Genomic DNA, 16,770 nt, shown 5'->3' with positions numbered 1-16,770 from the left:
TGTAACCACAAGAAATCAAAATTTCAAAATTACATCAAAAAAGGAGCAACACCGCTCTAGCCACAAAAAAGGAGCAACACCGCTCTAGCCACAAAAAAGGAGCAACACCGCTCTAGCCACAAAAAAGGAGCAGCCCCGCTGCTCCTTTATCTCGTCTATCTATTTTCTCTCTTCTAGTAAGCCCCTAAAAGACTACCTTCATAGTCGTTCCAACCCCCGGCTCGCTTTCAAGCTCAATCTTAGCGTTATGGATTTCCACCACGTGCTTCACGATTGAAAGGCCAAGACCTGTGCCGCCGGTTTCTTTCGAGCGGCTCTTATCAACTCTATAAAATCTCTCGAAAATTCGCTGCTGGTCTTCCTTTGGAATTCCAATGCCGTTATCCTTTACAATCAAGCAAACTTCAGGGTCTGCAGAAACTGTAACTTCCACCTTTCCCCCTGGATTATTGTAACGAATAGCGTTTTGAATAAGGTTTTCTGCAAGTTCTCGTATCATGTGGTTGTTTCCTCTAAATCTACAAACTTCGCCCTCAAGACTAAGCTCCACGCCCCTTTGTTTTGCGCCAAACTCAAGATTTTCCACGCACTCGCTAACAATCTCGTAGAGATTGAGCTCCTCAAAGGAAGGTTCTCTATCACTTCTATCAAGCTCTGAAAGCCTGATAATATCTGTGATTAAAGCAAGTAAACGATTAGAGTTTTTTCTGATTTCATGGTAAAAATGTTTTCTCTTTTCATCATCCACAAAATCCCCCTCTAAAAGCTCTGCATAGCCTGAAATTGCAGTAAGTGGTGTCTTTAGCTCGTGAGAAATATTTGCTGTAAAATCCTGTCTTACCTTGGCGGCCGATAAAACCTCGTCGTGCTGCGCCCTGATAATCTCCGTTAGTGGCTCAAGTTCCTTATAAGGTGCCTCGTAATTGACATTGTTGAAATTCTTGGCCATGTTCTCAACCGGGCGTAATAACTGCTTTGTAAGCAAATGTGAAATCAATACACAAAGTAACAATAAGGCTATTATAATTAACACCACTACTGGAGTTGCTGACATAAATACTGAAAACATGCTATTTACATCTGTTGCCACTCTTAAAACAGTGCCATTATCAAGTAATAAAGCATAATAAATTGTATTATGATTCATGGTGTCTGAAACACGAGTTATTTCCCCGTATCCATTCTTAAAGGCTTCCTGAATTTCCGGTCTGTCGTAGTGATTAGAAAGGTCTGTTGCAGTCGCGTCATTATCGTAAAGCACAGTGCCATCTGTGTCCACCCAAGTTATTCTAAGCTCCTTAACGTCCGCTGACAAATCAATATTTGAAAGGTCCACATCTGTTGTCTCAAAATAGTTCGTATCTCTTAAAAGTTTCGCTGTAATCGCTAAATCATTTCTTACCTGACGCTGGAAAAGATTGTAGTAAACAAGCGTTGTTCCAAGGGTTGTAAAAGCAATAGCAATAATAGCTATAATCATAAGTCTAATATTAATTTTTATCTTCATATAAAAATGTCACACTTCTTTCTATGATAATATATTTTCAAATTATTAAATCCCCGCAGCAAATAATTCAATCCTTACTCCATAATGTAGCCCACGTTTCTCACCGTTCTAATACGGTTTCCGTAATTCTGCAACTTCTTTCGCAAGGTCTTTATATGCATATCAAGAGTTCTTGACTCACCCTCATAGTCAATGCCCCAAATACGCTCCATAATTGTATCCCTGCTAAGCACGATGCCCTTGTTTAACAAAAGTAGAGAGAGCAATTCATACTCCTTAAATGTGAGCTCTACATTTTCACCATTAATGCTCACTGCATGCTTCTCATTATTAAGATGCAAATCGTCCAAAACCAGCTCCTTGACTTCCTCCGGAGCAGATCTCCTAAGCAAGGCCTTAACCCTTGAAATAAGCTCCATAACTGAAAACGGCTTCTTGATATAATCATCCGCACCGTCCTCGATGCCCCTCACCAAATCCAGCTCCGTAGTCTTGGCTGTGACCATGATTATAGGCATCTTCTTGGTTTCCGGATTTCGACGCAGCTCCTTAACAATATCGTTGCCGTTCTTGTCAGGTAGCATGATATCCACAAGGCAAATGTCCGGCTGTCGCTCAGCCATCTTCTTATAAAAATCCTTCGCACAAGGAAAGCCCATCACCTTATACCCCGCAGTTTGCAAGGCATACTCTTCAATTTCTCTGATATTTTCATCATCTTCGATAATATATACTAATGCCATTTGTTCAACCCCTTTAATATTCGTTACCTTTATTATGACTTATATTTTGAAAATGTCTAGCTTAAGGGTAACATGGCTATGTAAAATCTAGGTAAAATGCGGCGGGAGATGGTGTAAAAGACGGAGGGTAGAAAAGGACGGGAGGTGTGGGTGCGTACCGGGAGGGCGTTTCGGGGCGGTAGCTTAATTTTTCAGGCACGAGACTTTTTTCCTCAATATTGAGACACATTTTCCCCAAAACCCACAAAACTAAATAATAGAAAAAGGACACTGCCTAAACAGTGTCCTTCTCCTATAGGAATTATGTAGTGTGTCTTAAATGCAGGCACCAAGAAAGGAAGTGCCTGCGTTGGAGTTTTCCTCTGTCTACATTGGAGTTTTTTTGATCTGCTTTGAAATGATATATGTAGACATGAAGTTTATATCTATATTAAATAATAGATAACAAATCTAGTCGGTTGCCAGGCGACAACCCTTTTCAATCGGGACTTTCCTATAATCCCTTTGTTACTCCAAAGGGGGTAACAACTAATTTTCTCGAACCCACTGGCATGTTGGTTCATAAACAAAGTAAAAATGTATTTTATGATTAACGAAAACTCGTTACTTTAAAGATTTCAGCCAAACAGCGTAGCGCTTTTGGCGTCCGTTAGTCTCATCACTTCCGGCAATTTTCAGCGCCCGTCCATTCTTCCTCAGCCGAACAGCGAAGCGCTTTCGGCGTCCGTTAGTCTCATCACTCCCGGCAAATCCACGTCCGTCCAAGGTACACTCCCGGTGGGGCATCCCTGCCCGAGGGGGGCTCTCCTCACGGTGGTGTAGAACAGCCGCTAGGGAGTGGGGATGTATTCGAACAGACTGTCCTGACTCCGTCGCCACTTAGCTTGGCGCGCCCACTACTGTGGGGGCGGGAAGCTTAGTAGCGCTACGAGAGACAGGAAGCGGGAGCGTGTCTGTGAGGATACACTCCCCAGACCGTAGCGGCGTCCGTCACCCCCGTGATGCAGCGGCGTCCGTTCTACTCTACATCAGCGAGAGCCTCAACGTCCTCCTCACCAGTTCTAATCTTAACGACCTTACTTACGTTATAAACGAAAATCTTACCATCTCCGATATGTCCTGTATAAAGGGCCTTCTTAGCTGTCTCAATAACTTCATCCACTGAAATCTTGCTTACAACAATTTCAAGCTTAACCTTTGGAAGGAGAGTTGCATCCATTTCAACGCCACGATACATTTCGCCAGCGCCTTTTTGGATACCACAACCCATAACCTGAGTTACTGTCATACCTGTTACACCTAAGTCGTTCATTGCCTTACGAAGCTTGTCGTAACGAGAAAGCTTTGCGATTACAACAACCTTGTGGATTGCTGTTTCATTTTCAAAATCAGGAGTACGAACTACAGGGATTGATGCGTCACGTAATGTCTGTGAAGCGTTCTCGTAGTCGATAACTCCGAGGTCTGTGTTTTCATTTTCAATCATCTCCATACCAGTTACGTCCATGAGAGAGAAGCCTGCATATGCAGAAGTTAAGCCATGTTCTGTAACATCGAGACCTGTAAGCTCTTCCTCTTCAGAAGCTCTAAGTCCAAGAGTTGCATCGATTGCCTTGAAGGCGATAAAGAGTGATACTGTTGCCCAAGCGATTGTAGCAAACATACCGATAAACTGAATTCCTAATAATTCAAATCCGCCGCCCATGAATAAACCTGAGATTGTGTCGCCTGCTGAGTTAGCAAGGGAATAACCTGGAACTGAGCTATCAGAGAATAAACCAACTGCGATTGTACCCCAGATACCGTTGCACATATGAACTGCTACAGCACCTACAGGATCATCAATTCTTAACTTATAATCAAGAAGCCATACTGCAAATACTACAAGTAAACCTGCTACTGCGCCGATGATGATTGCGCCTAATGCATTTACACTATCACAACCAGCTGTAATAGCTACAAGACCTGCAAGGGATGCATTTAAACACATTGAAACATCTGGCTTACCATACTTAATCCATGTGAAAATCATTGTTGTAACTGTTGCAACTGCAGGAGCAATTGTTGTTGTTACGAAAATGTGTCCGAGCTGGTCTACTGATGTAGCAGCCGCACCGTTGAAGCCATACCAGCCAAACCAAAGGATGAACACACCAAGTGCACCAAGTGGAATGTTGTGGCCTGGGAATGCATTTACCTTAGTGATCTTACCCTTTGAGTCCTTTGTGAACTTACCGATACGAGCACCAAGCATCCAAGCACCTATTAAAGCACCGATACCACCAACCATGTGAATACAGTTAGAACCTGCAAAATCGTGGAAGCCCATCTGAGCTAACCAACCGCCGCCCCATGTCCAGTGAGCTTCGATTGGATAAATGATACCTGAAATAACTGCTGAGTATGCACAGTAAGAAATAAATCTTGTTCTTTCAGCCATTGCACCAGAAACGATAGTAGCTGTTGTTGCACAGAATACTAAATTAAATACAAAACCCGACCAGTCAAATTCTGCATAATTTGTGAAAATATCAAAATTTGGAATTCCTACTAAACCAAATAATGCGTCTTCACCAAGGAATAGACCAAAACCAATTACGATAAACATTACTGTACCGATACAGAAATCCATCATGTTCTTCATGATGATGTTACCTGCGTTCTTAGCTCTTGTAAAACCTGCTTCAACCATAGCAAATCCGGCTTGCATCCAGAATACTAAGGCTGCACCTATTAAAAACCACACGCCAAAGACTTGTGAGTTTACTGCTTCTAAAACTTCATTCATAAATAACTTTCCTCCTTCGGATTTTCATCCATTTCCAAACACACACACTTTCCCTAATAATATAAAAAGGCACTGCTAAAGTGGACGTCACACTCTAACAGCGCCTTTGCTGTAAAAAACTCATTGTTTGTGTTTGCATTTTCATAAAAGCAAATTTCTTCACTTATCTAGCACCTGGATTAGCCAGATAAATAACGAAAGCGTCTTAATCGGAACTTCCCCGAATAAAACGAAAAAAGCGCTTAAAGATATCCTCTATCCTTAAGCGCCTTTGCTTTATGTCTATGATTGTATACACTTAACTTTTTAGTGTCAAGCTAATTTTTAACAATTTAATATTCTAAAGTATTTTTTAAAAATGTGACTAATAATCTAAAGTCCTTATGAAACTTTAAAAAATTAAGCCCTTAGGAAAGCACACCCACAAATCTACACATCGAATTTTTCCATTGCCTTAGCAAAATCCTCGTTATACTGCTCTTCCTCTTGCCTTAAAAGCTCTTTTTCCTTTGTCACATCAATAATCTTCATGGCATCAAGCCAGTGAAGCTGCTTAATTCCCTTAATCGTCTTAATAGCCACCTGCCTATATTCAGGGCCAATCATTAGCAGACTTAAGGCCTCTTCATTGCTTAGATAACCGCTAGTTATAATTCCTAGGCTATCGTATAGCGTATCATTTGCCACCGGACCAATCACCACGTCTGCCTCAATCGTGTCCTTGCGGCGTCTATTATTGAAAATGTATTCAAACCAATCTTGGTTTCTTTCAAACTCAACGACCTTTAAACCTTCAAGGTCTAACTTATATTCATTTATATAAAAATTCTCTCCGGCCCACTTATTTACAAAGTCCCTGTCTGGACTAAGATAAAAGCCTTGGCCAAAGTCTGCATTTTTCCTGCCGTGAAAGACGTCAGGTTGCTTAATTAGCTCGCTGCTTGCGTGAAATAATTTCATAATTCATCCCACCTTTTCCTCAAAAAATATATTGTTAATCTCGCAATATATTTTCACAGGTCCAATTATTCTTCGATTGGACAGACCTCTGAAAGGGCGAGTACTGCGTTTCTTACGCAATCGTTACATGGACAGACTACCTGACCTGTTGTGATTCCCTTGAGATCCTTACAAATTGTTGCGCCAGACTTCTCATTAAACTTAGCTAAAATTTCCTTAGAATATCTAGGTGTTCCCTTAGCGCCTGTTAGCTGGCCGGCTGTCATTACAGCTCCGATTAGGGCTCCGCATGTACTTTCCATGCAACCCATACCTGCAGCAAATCCTGCTCCAAGTGTCATTAACTGCTCATTTGAAAGATCGAATTTATCCTCGAATGCAGCTAAAACTGCCTGTGTACAGTTACATTTTCCTGTTGCTTTAAGACTTACCGCTAAGTCAGCACGTTCGTTTATTGTCATAATTATTCCTTTCCTTTTGCCTTTAATTTACAAATTCCTTGAGTCATAGTTCCCATTGGACAGAAACTACACCAAGTTCTCTCCTTAAAGAGTAACATTACAATAAGGCCTATTAGTGTTGATGTCAACATTAGGCTGTAAAAACCAAAACCAAATTTTGCTACCCAATCAGGAAAGATACTACCATTATAAGCCCAAGTCCAAGGTAATTTAAAGGTCCAGAATAACTTAATTGCTTTTCTTAGACTATCTACTCCTGAAAATACTAAATAAGTTTGAAATAGCATGTTGGCAAACATGGTTAAAAAGAAGGCCAAAAATCCGTATCTTAACCAATTAGAAGAGAGAAACTTTGGAGCCTTTTTCTTCCTTGATAGCTTTAATTTGTTACCTAAAAACCAGAATAATTGTCCTCTGCCACATAAATTGTTGCAAAAATATTTATTGCCCGCAAAAATTGCAACTATGAGGGGTAAAATAAAGTCAATTAATCCTAGCCAAGCAAACAAAATGTTAAAAAAGCCTAAGGCAAAATAAATAATTGACCAAATATAAAGATAATCCATCCATGATTTCTTTCTTTTGGGTTTCTTGATCTTTACATTGTTACTATTTGTCATTTGATACCTCCACTGTTTCTATACTTATTGTGTCCGCTGGACAGGCCTTGGCGCATATACCACAACCTACACATTTCGCCATATCAACCACTGAATAACATCCTCTAAAGATGCTAATTGCGCCTCTTGGACACTGCTTTTGACAGACACCACAAGCTACACAATGGCTTAAATCTACTTTTGCCTTTCTTTTAACCATCCTTACTTCCTTTCAAACCTTTTATTTCCGTCTTGCATTTCGTACAAGATAAGTTTATTATATGTGGTAAGAAAAATATATCAAGTACGCAATTTTTATTAACCTAGTAAGAAAAAACTTAGTAATGAAAATGTAATAAACTTTATAAAAGGAGTAAACTATGGCAAACAAAAAAGAACCTCTATGTGAAGATATCGCGGGAAATGGCTGCGGTTTAAAGAAAGTGTTAAACATCGTTGGTGGAAAATGGAAAATCATGATTTTATGTGTCATTGATAATAATGAGACTGTGCGCTACGGCGAGCTTAGACGTTCCGTTTACGGTATCACTAACACTATGCTTGCCCAGTCCCTAAAGGAACTTGAAGCTGACGGATTGGTAAACCGTCTTCAGTTTGATGAAATGCCAGTAAGAGTGGAGTATTCCCTAACTGAAAAGGCTAAGTCAATGATTCCTATATTATTGGAGTTAAAAAGATGGGGCGAGGCGAATTTGTAGTGGGATGGCGGTGATGGCGCTGGCTTCGCGCGCCGAATTTCCGTTACTATGTCAACTTTAGGGTTGTGCTATCTCATCCGGGACTAACAGAGAATTCTTTTGTGCCTATAGGGGGCTTTTCCCTCTCGTTTAGGCACTGGACTTATAGGGACTATGTCAGCTTTAGGTTACGTTGTCTCTTACGGGACTAACAGAGAATTCTTTTGTGCCTATAGGGGGCTTTTCCCTCTCGTTTAGGCACAAACTTCCTAGGTTATCTCATCCCGATTTAGCAAGTTTTGACTTTTCCCACTAATCTTCTGAAAAAAGTCACACACAAAATTGTAAAAAAAAGACACGATTTGGCTATAAGCCACTTATACATAAATAAAAGTCACAAGAATTTTTCAATTTTCTAGTTAAGTCATGAAAATTGAAGGCTTCTTGTGACTTTTTAGTTACTTAAGCAAGAAAAAGTCACAAGCAAAATTTTTAGCTCTTAAAAAACTGTGCCTTTTTTCCTTTGTTAAACTGCATTGCAGGCACAAACGCCCCGAAAATACTAAGCTGCCGGAACACACGGAAGAATTCTTTTGTGCCTATAGGAGGGCTTTTCCCTCTCGGATAGGCACAAACTTCCTAGGTTATCTCATCCCGATTTAGCAAGTTTTGACTTTTCCCACTAATCTTCTGAAAAAAGTCACATATAAACCCGCAAAAAACACAAAAAAACGCCTGTCGGTCTCCCGACAGGCGCTCTAATCATTCATTGTCTATTTTATACATAATCCGCTACTGTAAAAAGTGGCTTTACGACTACGACTTCGTCGTACTCTTTTTGTGTTACAGTAACGCTTGGATTTAAGGCTTTTAAATCCTTTTTAACCAGCTCCATGGCTCCGTCTATTGTAGATGTTCGGCCTTCTCTGATTACTCGAATCATACGCTCGCAAACAATTGGGTGGGCGTAGATTGCAGGTAGTGGGAAGTCGCTTATTTTCTCAAGCTTAGCTTCCATCTCAGAGAGTGTGTTGCGGTAACAATTGTCGCCATATCGCTTGTTGTTTGTACCCGTAGGTAGGACATGGGCTGATATTGTAAAGAAAATAAATGCAAAACCCAAAAGCACATAGACTCCTCCAGTTTTAATTCCAGCAGTCATTACAAGATGAAGTCCGAAGGCTGCACAGATTGCAGCTGCAAGGAATACTGCTATGGCTAAAATCCTGTAAGTAGGATTTATAGAATCAAGAGTTCTTTTTTGCTTAGCATCGTAAGCTAATCTTGTGCTTAATTCCCTATCCTTTTCTAGTTCAAGCTTAGCCTTATCTAAGGTGTCAATTGTAGTTATGGCTTCCTTAGATAAATTTTTTACATAACGCGCACGTTCCTTTTCCTCAGCTTTTCTTAGTCTCTTTTCTGCCTCAACGGAATGTGTTGGCATTTTCGGATAAGCCTTGCTTATGGCATCAAGCATTAAATCAACATGCTCTTCATATTTAAAATTGCATACCTTTTTAGTTCCATTTTTGAATTCTACAACAAGATACGGAATTGAGCCAAATAAGCCCTTTCCTGTGAATCCACCTTTGCTCATTGCAACTCTCTTATAAACTCTAGATACATTTGCCATATCTGCATAATAAACCCTATCTAGATAGAAGCTGTTAAGATATATAGCCTTCTTTCCTAGTCCACAAGGACCGTATTTGATTAGATTTTTCTTATCCTCTTTTAACTCCTCTGCTGATAAATTAGAAGAGCCTAGAGCTTTTGGTGTAAATATCATAAGCCCACTCCTTTACTAGTTCTGTTCTGCTTTTGTTCTTCTCTTTGTTGCTGCAATAAATAATCCTAAGAAGAGGATAGCAACAATGATACCTGCTGGATAAGCAACTAATGTGTTGTTCTTTAAGGCAGGGATTAAACCTAAGCATTCTGGAGCCATTACAAAATATGTAATAGATACTGCACTCATAAATGTTGCAGGAACTACTGTAATCCAGTAATTTTTCTTATTCATAAATAGATACATAGATGCTGACCAAAGGACGATCATAGCAAGTGTCTGGTTTGTCCAGCTGAAGTATCTCCAAATAATTGTGTAATCAATAAATCCAAATGTGTTACCAAATCCAAGGATTGCACCTACACCAAGAAGTGGAAGGCAAAGGAAGAAACGATTCTTAACCTTGTTCTGGTCGATATGGAACCAATCTGCAAGTGTAAGACGAGCAGAACGGAAAGCTGTATCACCAGATGTAATAGGGCAAGCTACAACACCAAGCATAGCTAAAATAATACCTACTGAACCCATTGTCTTTGCACAAATTTCATAAACTGTTGTTGAGTTTCCACCGCCTGCTGCTACAAGGCCTTCGCTGCCGTAAATTGCACAACCTGCTGCTGCCCAAACTAAGGCAATAACACCTTCAGCAACCATTGCGCCGTAGAATACGAATCTACCTTGCTTCTCACTCTTTAAGCAACGAGCCATAAGAGGAGACTGAGTTGAATGGAAACCTGAAATAGCACCACAAGCTACTGTAATGAACATAAATGCCCAGATTGGTGTACCTGATGGATGCATATTTCTAAAGTGTGACCAAATTTCTGGTACCTGATATCCACCTGCAAATGTACCGATGATAACACCGACTGCCATGATAATAAGGCAAATACCAAATACAGGATAAATACGACCAATAATCTTATCAATTGAAATAAATGTTGCAATGAAATAATAGATAAGAATAATTGCAAGCCAGAAAGGTGCACTTGTAAGAATTCCAGAAACTCCATTATTCTTGAATAGTACAACAATTAAACCTGCAGGACCAACTGCAAATACTGTACCAACCATGACTAGTAAGACAACTGAGAATACTCTCATTATATTTTTCATAGTCTTACCAAGGTAAATACCGGTAACTTCTGCAATAGAAGCACCTCTGTTACGTTCTGATAACATTCCTGAGAAGTAATCATGGACACCACCGGCAAAGATTGTACCGAATGTAATCCAAAGAAATACTACAGGACCCCATTCAGCACCAGTTAAGGCACCAAAGATAGGACCAAGTCCTGCTATATTTAGAAGCTGTACTAAGAACAGTTTCCAGAGAGGCATGACAACATAGTCAACGCCATCGTTTAAAGCGATTGCTGGAGTTTCACGATCATCTGGTCCAAATGTGCTTTCCACAAATTTACCGTAAGTGAAATAACCGGCAATTAAGATAAATAGACAAATAAAAAAGCTTATCATATAAAATACCCCCTTAGATGCTTTTTTTATGTAGTCAATCTCAAGATAAGTCTCATAAGTCTATAAAGGTGGATGTAAATTATGGCTTATGAAAAGCCACCTTCAAGGTTTTCTACTGCTTTTAATTATAGTCCTTTTAAAAAATAACTTCAATCTTTTTTGTATTTATAAGACATATAGCATTGATATATTTTTAACGAAGTAAACTTTTATCTGTTTTATATTCCTATTCTAGCAAAAATATATTATACTATTATTATAGTTTTTGAACGTAATAATTTAATAAAGGAGAAAACATATGGGTAATGAAAATGGTACAGAAAACAAGCAGACCATAAGTTATTTAATTAAAAGCACTATCCGTAACCTTTCGATTTTAGTTGCGGTGTTCCTTTTATTTATAGCTTGCGCACTATATCTTTTCACAAGATACACATCTGTTGTTAATAACGGTGGTATTGTTCGAGGGGGTAGCCAAAGAGTTGTTAAACTCGTTCTTGCAGGTTCCGATGAATCCGCAGGAGTTTCCGTAGTAGATACGAATCTTACTAATATTAAAAATGCAATGCATGTAGGAAATTTCGTTTCTAGCCGAAACGATGTTGACGACTATTGGAATGGCACAATTAAAACAGATATTGCTAGCTATAAGTCAACTGGGGATTCTAGTGCATTAATTGCAGATAGCGAAACATTTTTCAAAATGACTAATCAAATGGTTAGCGATGCACAATCGGTGGTTAATGTAATTGCCTACTTTATGTATTTTGTTTTAATCGCTTTCTTTATTGTGGCCTTCTTAATCTTTAGAAATATTAAGAAACTCTTTGATATAAGAGTGGTTGAGCCTCTTGCTAATCTTGAGACAAATCTTGATTCTCTTGCAACTGGCCACCTTTCAGAGGAAATCAGCTATGACAGAGAAGACGAGATTGGTAGATTATATGATCAGCTAAATAGCATGAGCGACAACATTTTAGCATATATAAAGGATATTGAAGAAAACTTAAATCTTATGGCGGATGGCGACTTAGTTACGGAAAGCGGTATGACCTACATGGGTGACTACATTCCTATTCAAAACAACATCAGCCACATTAGAGACTCGCTTTCTACTGAGTTTAAGAGCATGGATTCCTTAGCCGACCACGTGGCAGCTTCTGCTGTAGAGGTTTCAAAGATTTCTCAGGCCCTTGCAGAGGGCGCCGTTAGCCAGGCCGACAGCCTACAGGATTTAAGAAAGAAGATTCAGATTACCTTAAAGGAAAATAAGAAGGTTGACGATTATGTTGACGATGTTAGAAATTCTAGTGGTTTAACTTCAAATAGCGTTGAAAAAACTCGTGAGCAGATGGATAGAGCGGTTCGCGCCATGGCTGACATTAGCACAGCTTCTGAGGAAATTAGAAACATTATCAAGTCTCTTAACGAGATTACAGATGAAACTAGTCTTCTCTCCCTTAACGCCAGCATTGAAGCCGCTAGAGCCGGTGAGGCCGGTAAGGGCTTTGCCATTGTTGCTGAAAATGTAAGAAAGCTCGCAGATGAAACAAGTCAATCTACAGAATCAATTGCACAGCTTATTGAAACAGCACTTGCAAGTATTGCAAAGGGTACAAACATTGTTAATGATGCCGCTGATTCTCTTAATGACATCACATCAAACACTGAAAGCGTAGATAAAATCATTAATAAGCTTAATGAACAAAGCAAAGCTCAATATGAATTAATGGTAGAAATCGACAAGCTTTCAACTTCAATCTTTGATGTTGTAAATGGTAACTCAGCCGTATCTGAAGAATGTGCCGCATCTTCAAGCGAACTTTCTTCTTACTCAGATAACTTAAAGACTTCTGTTGGCAAGTTCCACACAAGCTAAACTTGCTAATTAGGAATATGCTTTACTTACAAAACACATTCCATATAAAAAAACTAGGCAAGATGATTGGATTTCCTTTCATACTTGCCTAGTTCTTTTTTACGAAGAATTATAACTTATTATATTTTTATTTATTGTCGGGACTTGTCAAAGTTCCTACTTATTGACTAGACTCTGCTATGCTGCCCTCACTTTGGCTAGTCTCGGATGTGCTGTTGCCTCCCTCAGGGCTACTGCTGCCGCTTTGGCTAGTCTCCTCGCTACTAGTGTCTGCTAGTTCTTCTTTAACCACTTCTCTAACTTCTTTCTTAATATCTGCATTATCAATAATGGACTCTTCTGCTAACTTCTTAAATAATTTCTTATCCTTAGCTGTATATTCCTGATCGTCGTCATATTTTTTAGCTTCAAGCTTAATCATCTTTCTTCTAAGTCTCTTTTCTTTCATGATATTCTGCTTTTCGCGAATCCATGCCACAAGTAAGACTAAAAGAAGAAGTAGGCCAATATATCCAAGAATTGGGTACATAATTGAGATCAATTTTTTAAAGCCCGCAAAACTGCAAATATAACCTGCAATAACTACTAGGATTAATATCTTTCTTAGTTTCTTTATGTCATCCCCTGCAAATCGCTTAGCAAGGGCATAACTTAAACTAAAAGCTGTATTGAAAATCAATGCAAAGATTATAAAGGTGTAAATCTGGGCAAGCACTGGATTAATCTGGGCTACGATAGTAAGCATTGGAATGTCTGAACTTTTAACAAGGTCTACATTTGCAAATAAAACGCCATAAGCACATAAAACGATAAGTCCAATCAAGGCTCCACCAATGGCTCCGCCTTTCTCTGCTACACCGATTCTAACTAAAGAACCGCCTAAAACAAAAGCCATGGAAACACCTGTAATAGCACAAAGGGCGTAATAATTAACGGCTGAAAAATACACGTTTGGCATTGGTGATGCTACGGTTTCTGCCACATTTGACAAACTATCAAAATCGTAGCTTTTGCCAATAAATGTGTAAGCGGTTATTGCAATAATTAATAATATAATAATCGGTGTGAAAATTCCCAACACCGCTGTAATCTTATCAAAATCCAAAAATGAAACCACAATTACGAGTAGCGCACAAATAAGGGCGCCGATTGCCGATGGCAAATTAAACTGCTGCTGCAAGTTAGCTCCCGCTCCTGCAATCATAACAAAGAAAATTATAAAACCCGACACAATTAGTGTAAGGTCGATTATTTTATTAATAATTGGATGAGCAACTTGCTCAAGAACATCTTGATGACTATTAGAATCGTAGTAACAGCCCAGGGCTATAATAATTCTACCGAAAATAATGTTTAAAGCCACAAGTATCAATATACCGATTAAACCTCGCTTGCCAAAGCAAACAAAGTATTGCATTAAATCCTGACCTGATGATAAACCAGCTCCAACGATTACGCCGACATAAGCCAACGCAATCTTCATACTTTTGCCTAATGTCTTCATACAAAATCTCCTATCTTTAGTTGTAAACAAACATGTCTATTTGTATATATTTTAGCATTGATTAGGAAAATGGTCAAATTGTAGGAATTTTAGGTGCAATTTAAAAAGCCCTCAAATGCTGCATTTGCTGCAATGAGGGCTAGTTAACTTATTAAATTTTGTATAGATTTTTTTGAAAATGTATCGACAATTTTTTATGAAAATCATAATTTAAATAAGTCCAAGTAAATTTTGTAATAATAAGCTCACGGCTGTAATACCTATCCAACAGCTTGCACCAATAATTAAAGGTTTGCCACCAGTTTTAACTAGCTTCACTACGTTACTATTTAAGCCGATTGCTGCCATGGCCATGATGATGCAGAACTTGCTTAAGTCCTTAAGGGGTGCGAATACATTTGCAGAAACCCCAAAATGAATGGCAAGAGTTGTAATAATTGAGGCTAACACAAAGTATAAAATAAACATTGGGAAGGCTCTTTTTAGGCTAAAACCATTAGTCTGCTCGCTGTTTTTCTTTGCCTTCTTGGCTCTAATTATTGATAACACGAGGGTGATTGGAATGATCATGAGGGTTCTTGTAAGCTTGACAGTTACTGCCTTATCTAGTGTTTGGCTGCCAAGATTCCACATGCTATCCCAAGTTGAGGCTGTGGCTGTAACGGAACTTGTATCATTTACAGCAGTTCCCGCAAAGATACCAAAAGCCTCGCCAGAACCTGTGTCAAAGCCGATTAGTTTACCTAGTGTTGGAAAAAATAGAGCTGCGAGGACGTTAAAGAAGAATATAACTGAAATTGCCTGTGCCACTTCCTCTTCCTTAGCATCTACAACTGGCGCTGTTGCTGCAATGGCAGAACCCCCACAAATTGATGAACCAACACCTACAAGAGTTGCTGTGTTTCCCTTAACCTTTAGGGCCTTGTGTAATATGAAGGCGATAAGTAGAGATGTGGAAATTGTGCAGATAATTATTGGAAAAGACTGCTTTCCTGTCTTAACTACCACTCCTAAATCCATGCCGAAACCTAGTAAAACAACGGCTAATTGAAGGATGTATTTAGATGTGAATTTAATACCTTCCTGTGCCTTTGTTCCCTTGTTGTCCCAGAATAAGGCAATTACCATGCCGATTAAAATTGCTATTACTGCTCCACCAATGATTGGAAATTCTTTTCCTAAAAACCACGATGGAATTGAAATTACTAGGCAAATTAAAAAGCCTAACAATTTATCTTTTATTTTCATAATTTCCTCCTTTTTAGCTTTACGCTTTACGCTTTATAACTTAAGAAAGCTTGTATCTGCCTTTCTTCTTAAAAGATTATATTAGAGTTAATGGCAAAAATAAAATTATATATTATAATATAACCATAAGAATTTCTTATGATTAATGGAGCATGCAATTAATTGTAGAACCTAATTAATAATAGATTTCACAAACATAGGAGGGCTTATGTTAGATTTTAGAGTTACAACTTTTTTGACCGTTTGCAAATATATGAATTACACCCATGCAGCAAAGGAGCTTAATATCACTCAACCTGCGGTGTCACAACATATCAAGTTTTTAGAGAGTTCCTACGGTGTTGGTTTATTTAGACAAGAAGGTAAGAAGCTTATCTTAACAGAAGCTGGTGAATTACTTTTTGAAAAAATGCGACAATTAAAAAACGATGAAGAAAAACTTATGAAAACTATTTCTTCTGATTTCAATTCAAAAGGTCCATTTTTTACAAGAGATATTTCCTTTGGCGTTACTATGACTATTGGTGAATATGCCATAGCTAGGCCTATTAGCGACTATCTAAAGGAAAATCCTGAAGCAAATTTTAAGATACATTTTGCAAATACTGAGGAGCTACTAAAAAATCTAGATGATGGAAAGATTGATTTTGCCTTGATTGAGGGCTACTTTCCAAAGGATAAATATGATTATAAGGTCTATAAAACTGTGGACTTTATTCCTGTGGCCTCAAAGAAACACAAGTTTTCAACTAAGGTAACAAAGATTTCTGACCTATTTAGGGAACGCCTAATTATTCGTGAACCTGGCTCTGGTACTAGAAATATCCTAGAGCGAAGCCTTAGCCTAGAAAACTTTAAAATCGCGGACTTTAAACATTTTCTTCAAGTTGAAAATATGCACTCTATAATACAGCTACTTAACCTTGATGCAGGAATTTCCTTTCTTTATAAGGCGGCAGTTGAAGGGGAGCTAAAGTCTGGCAAGCTAGAAGAAATCAAGCTTTCAGACTTTAAGATGAAACATGATTTTACTTTTATTTGGCAAAAGAAAAGCATATTTTCTGAGGAAATTGAGAAAATATGCGATTCTTTGATGTGATGACATGTGATAGAAA

The 16,770-nt window shown here is 38.7% G+C and carries 14 protein-coding genes; 3 read left to right on the top strand and 11 right to left on the bottom strand.

Annotated features, from left to right (window positions below):
- Positions 1–184 precede the first annotated feature (184 nt).
- From BLQ66_RS01780 to BLQ66_RS01750, 7 genes are all read right to left on the bottom strand, one after another.
- Positions 185–1,507 carry a sensor histidine kinase gene (locus tag BLQ66_RS01780; protein ID WP_074520651.1) on the bottom strand — a complete coding sequence of 441 codons (1,323 nt, stop codon included), beginning with the start codon at positions 1,505–1,507 and terminating at the stop codon, positions 185–187.
- A 74-nt stretch (positions 1,508–1,581) separates the two neighbouring features.
- Complete coding sequence (locus BLQ66_RS01775; RefSeq protein WP_074520650.1) at positions 1,582–2,250, bottom strand: response regulator transcription factor; 669 nt, start codon at positions 2,248–2,250, stop codon at positions 1,582–1,584.
- Between the two features lie 1,018 nt (positions 2,251–3,268).
- Positions 3,269–5,038: an ammonium transporter gene (locus BLQ66_RS01770; protein WP_074520649.1), complete on the bottom strand. Its 1,770-nt coding sequence runs from the start codon at positions 5,036–5,038 to the stop codon at positions 3,269–3,271.
- 429 nt (positions 5,039–5,467) lie between these two features.
- On the bottom strand, positions 5,468–5,998 hold the full coding sequence (locus BLQ66_RS01765) for a DUF3990 domain-containing protein (RefSeq protein WP_074520648.1): 531 nt from the start codon (positions 5,996–5,998) through the stop codon (positions 5,468–5,470).
- A 65-nt stretch (positions 5,999–6,063) separates the two neighbouring features.
- The gene (locus tag BLQ66_RS01760) at positions 6,064–6,459 is read right to left on the bottom strand and encodes a C-GCAxxG-C-C family protein (RefSeq protein ID WP_074520647.1); all 396 of its coding nucleotides are present in this window, start codon (positions 6,457–6,459) and stop codon (positions 6,064–6,066) included.
- 2 nt (positions 6,460–6,461) lie between these two features.
- On the bottom strand, positions 6,462–7,079 hold the full coding sequence (locus BLQ66_RS01755; protein ID WP_074520646.1) for a 4Fe-4S binding protein: 618 nt from the start codon (positions 7,077–7,079) through the stop codon (positions 6,462–6,464).
- Entirely contained in the window at positions 7,069–7,278 is a 210-nt protein-coding gene (locus BLQ66_RS01750) for a 4Fe-4S binding protein (RefSeq protein ID WP_074520645.1), read from the bottom strand. The genes BLQ66_RS01755 and BLQ66_RS01750 overlap by 11 nt, the downstream gene beginning before the upstream one ends.
- Positions 7,279–7,438: 160 nt before the next feature.
- Between BLQ66_RS01750 and BLQ66_RS01745 the strand changes: the two genes are divergently transcribed.
- A complete protein-coding gene (locus BLQ66_RS01745; RefSeq protein ID WP_074520644.1) occupies positions 7,439–7,777 on the top strand; it encodes a winged helix-turn-helix transcriptional regulator in 339 nt (112 codons plus the stop codon).
- Positions 7,778–8,534: 757 nt separating this feature from the next.
- Here BLQ66_RS01745 and BLQ66_RS01740 read toward each other — a convergent pair.
- Both BLQ66_RS01740 and BLQ66_RS01735 read right to left on the bottom strand, forming a co-directional pair.
- Positions 8,535–9,545: a hypothetical protein gene (locus BLQ66_RS01740; RefSeq protein WP_074520643.1), complete on the bottom strand. Its 1,011-nt coding sequence runs from the start codon at positions 9,543–9,545 to the stop codon at positions 8,535–8,537.
- A 15-nt stretch (positions 9,546–9,560) separates the two neighbouring features.
- The gene (locus BLQ66_RS01735; RefSeq protein WP_074520642.1) at positions 9,561–11,024 is read right to left on the bottom strand and encodes a carbon starvation CstA family protein; all 1,464 of its coding nucleotides are present in this window, start codon (positions 11,022–11,024) and stop codon (positions 9,561–9,563) included.
- Positions 11,025–11,322: 298 nt separating this feature from the next.
- Here BLQ66_RS01735 and BLQ66_RS01730 point away from each other — a divergent pair, with 298 nt between their 5' ends.
- Positions 11,323–12,903, top strand: coding sequence for a methyl-accepting chemotaxis protein (locus BLQ66_RS01730; protein WP_074520641.1), 1,581 nt, complete (start codon positions 11,323–11,325; stop codon positions 12,901–12,903).
- A gap of 160 nt (positions 12,904–13,063) precedes the next feature.
- Here the strand turns inward: BLQ66_RS01730 and BLQ66_RS01725 are convergent, their stop codons facing one another.
- Together BLQ66_RS01725 and BLQ66_RS01720 are read right to left on the bottom strand one after the other, a co-directional pair.
- Positions 13,064–14,407, bottom strand: a complete 1,344-nt coding sequence (locus BLQ66_RS01725) for a YkvI family membrane protein (protein ID WP_074520640.1) — start codon at positions 14,405–14,407, stop codon at positions 13,064–13,066.
- Between the two features lie 210 nt (positions 14,408–14,617).
- Entirely contained in the window at positions 14,618–15,655 is a 1,038-nt protein-coding gene (locus tag BLQ66_RS01720) for a YeiH family protein (RefSeq protein ID WP_074520639.1), read from the bottom strand.
- Positions 15,656–15,863: 208 nt separating this feature from the next.
- Between BLQ66_RS01720 and BLQ66_RS01715 the strand changes: the two genes are divergently transcribed.
- Complete coding sequence (locus BLQ66_RS01715; RefSeq protein WP_074520638.1) at positions 15,864–16,754, top strand: LysR family transcriptional regulator; 891 nt, start codon at positions 15,864–15,866, stop codon at positions 16,752–16,754.
- The last annotated feature ends 16 nt before the right edge of the window (positions 16,755–16,770 follow it).

This window comes from Lachnospira pectinoschiza (assembly GCF_900103815.1).
GTDB classification, from domain to species: Bacteria; Bacillota; Clostridia; order Lachnospirales; family Lachnospiraceae; genus Lachnospira; species Lachnospira pectinoschiza_B.
Note: the sequence above shows the minus strand (reverse complement) of the source record. Positions and strands in the feature narration are given on the sequence as shown.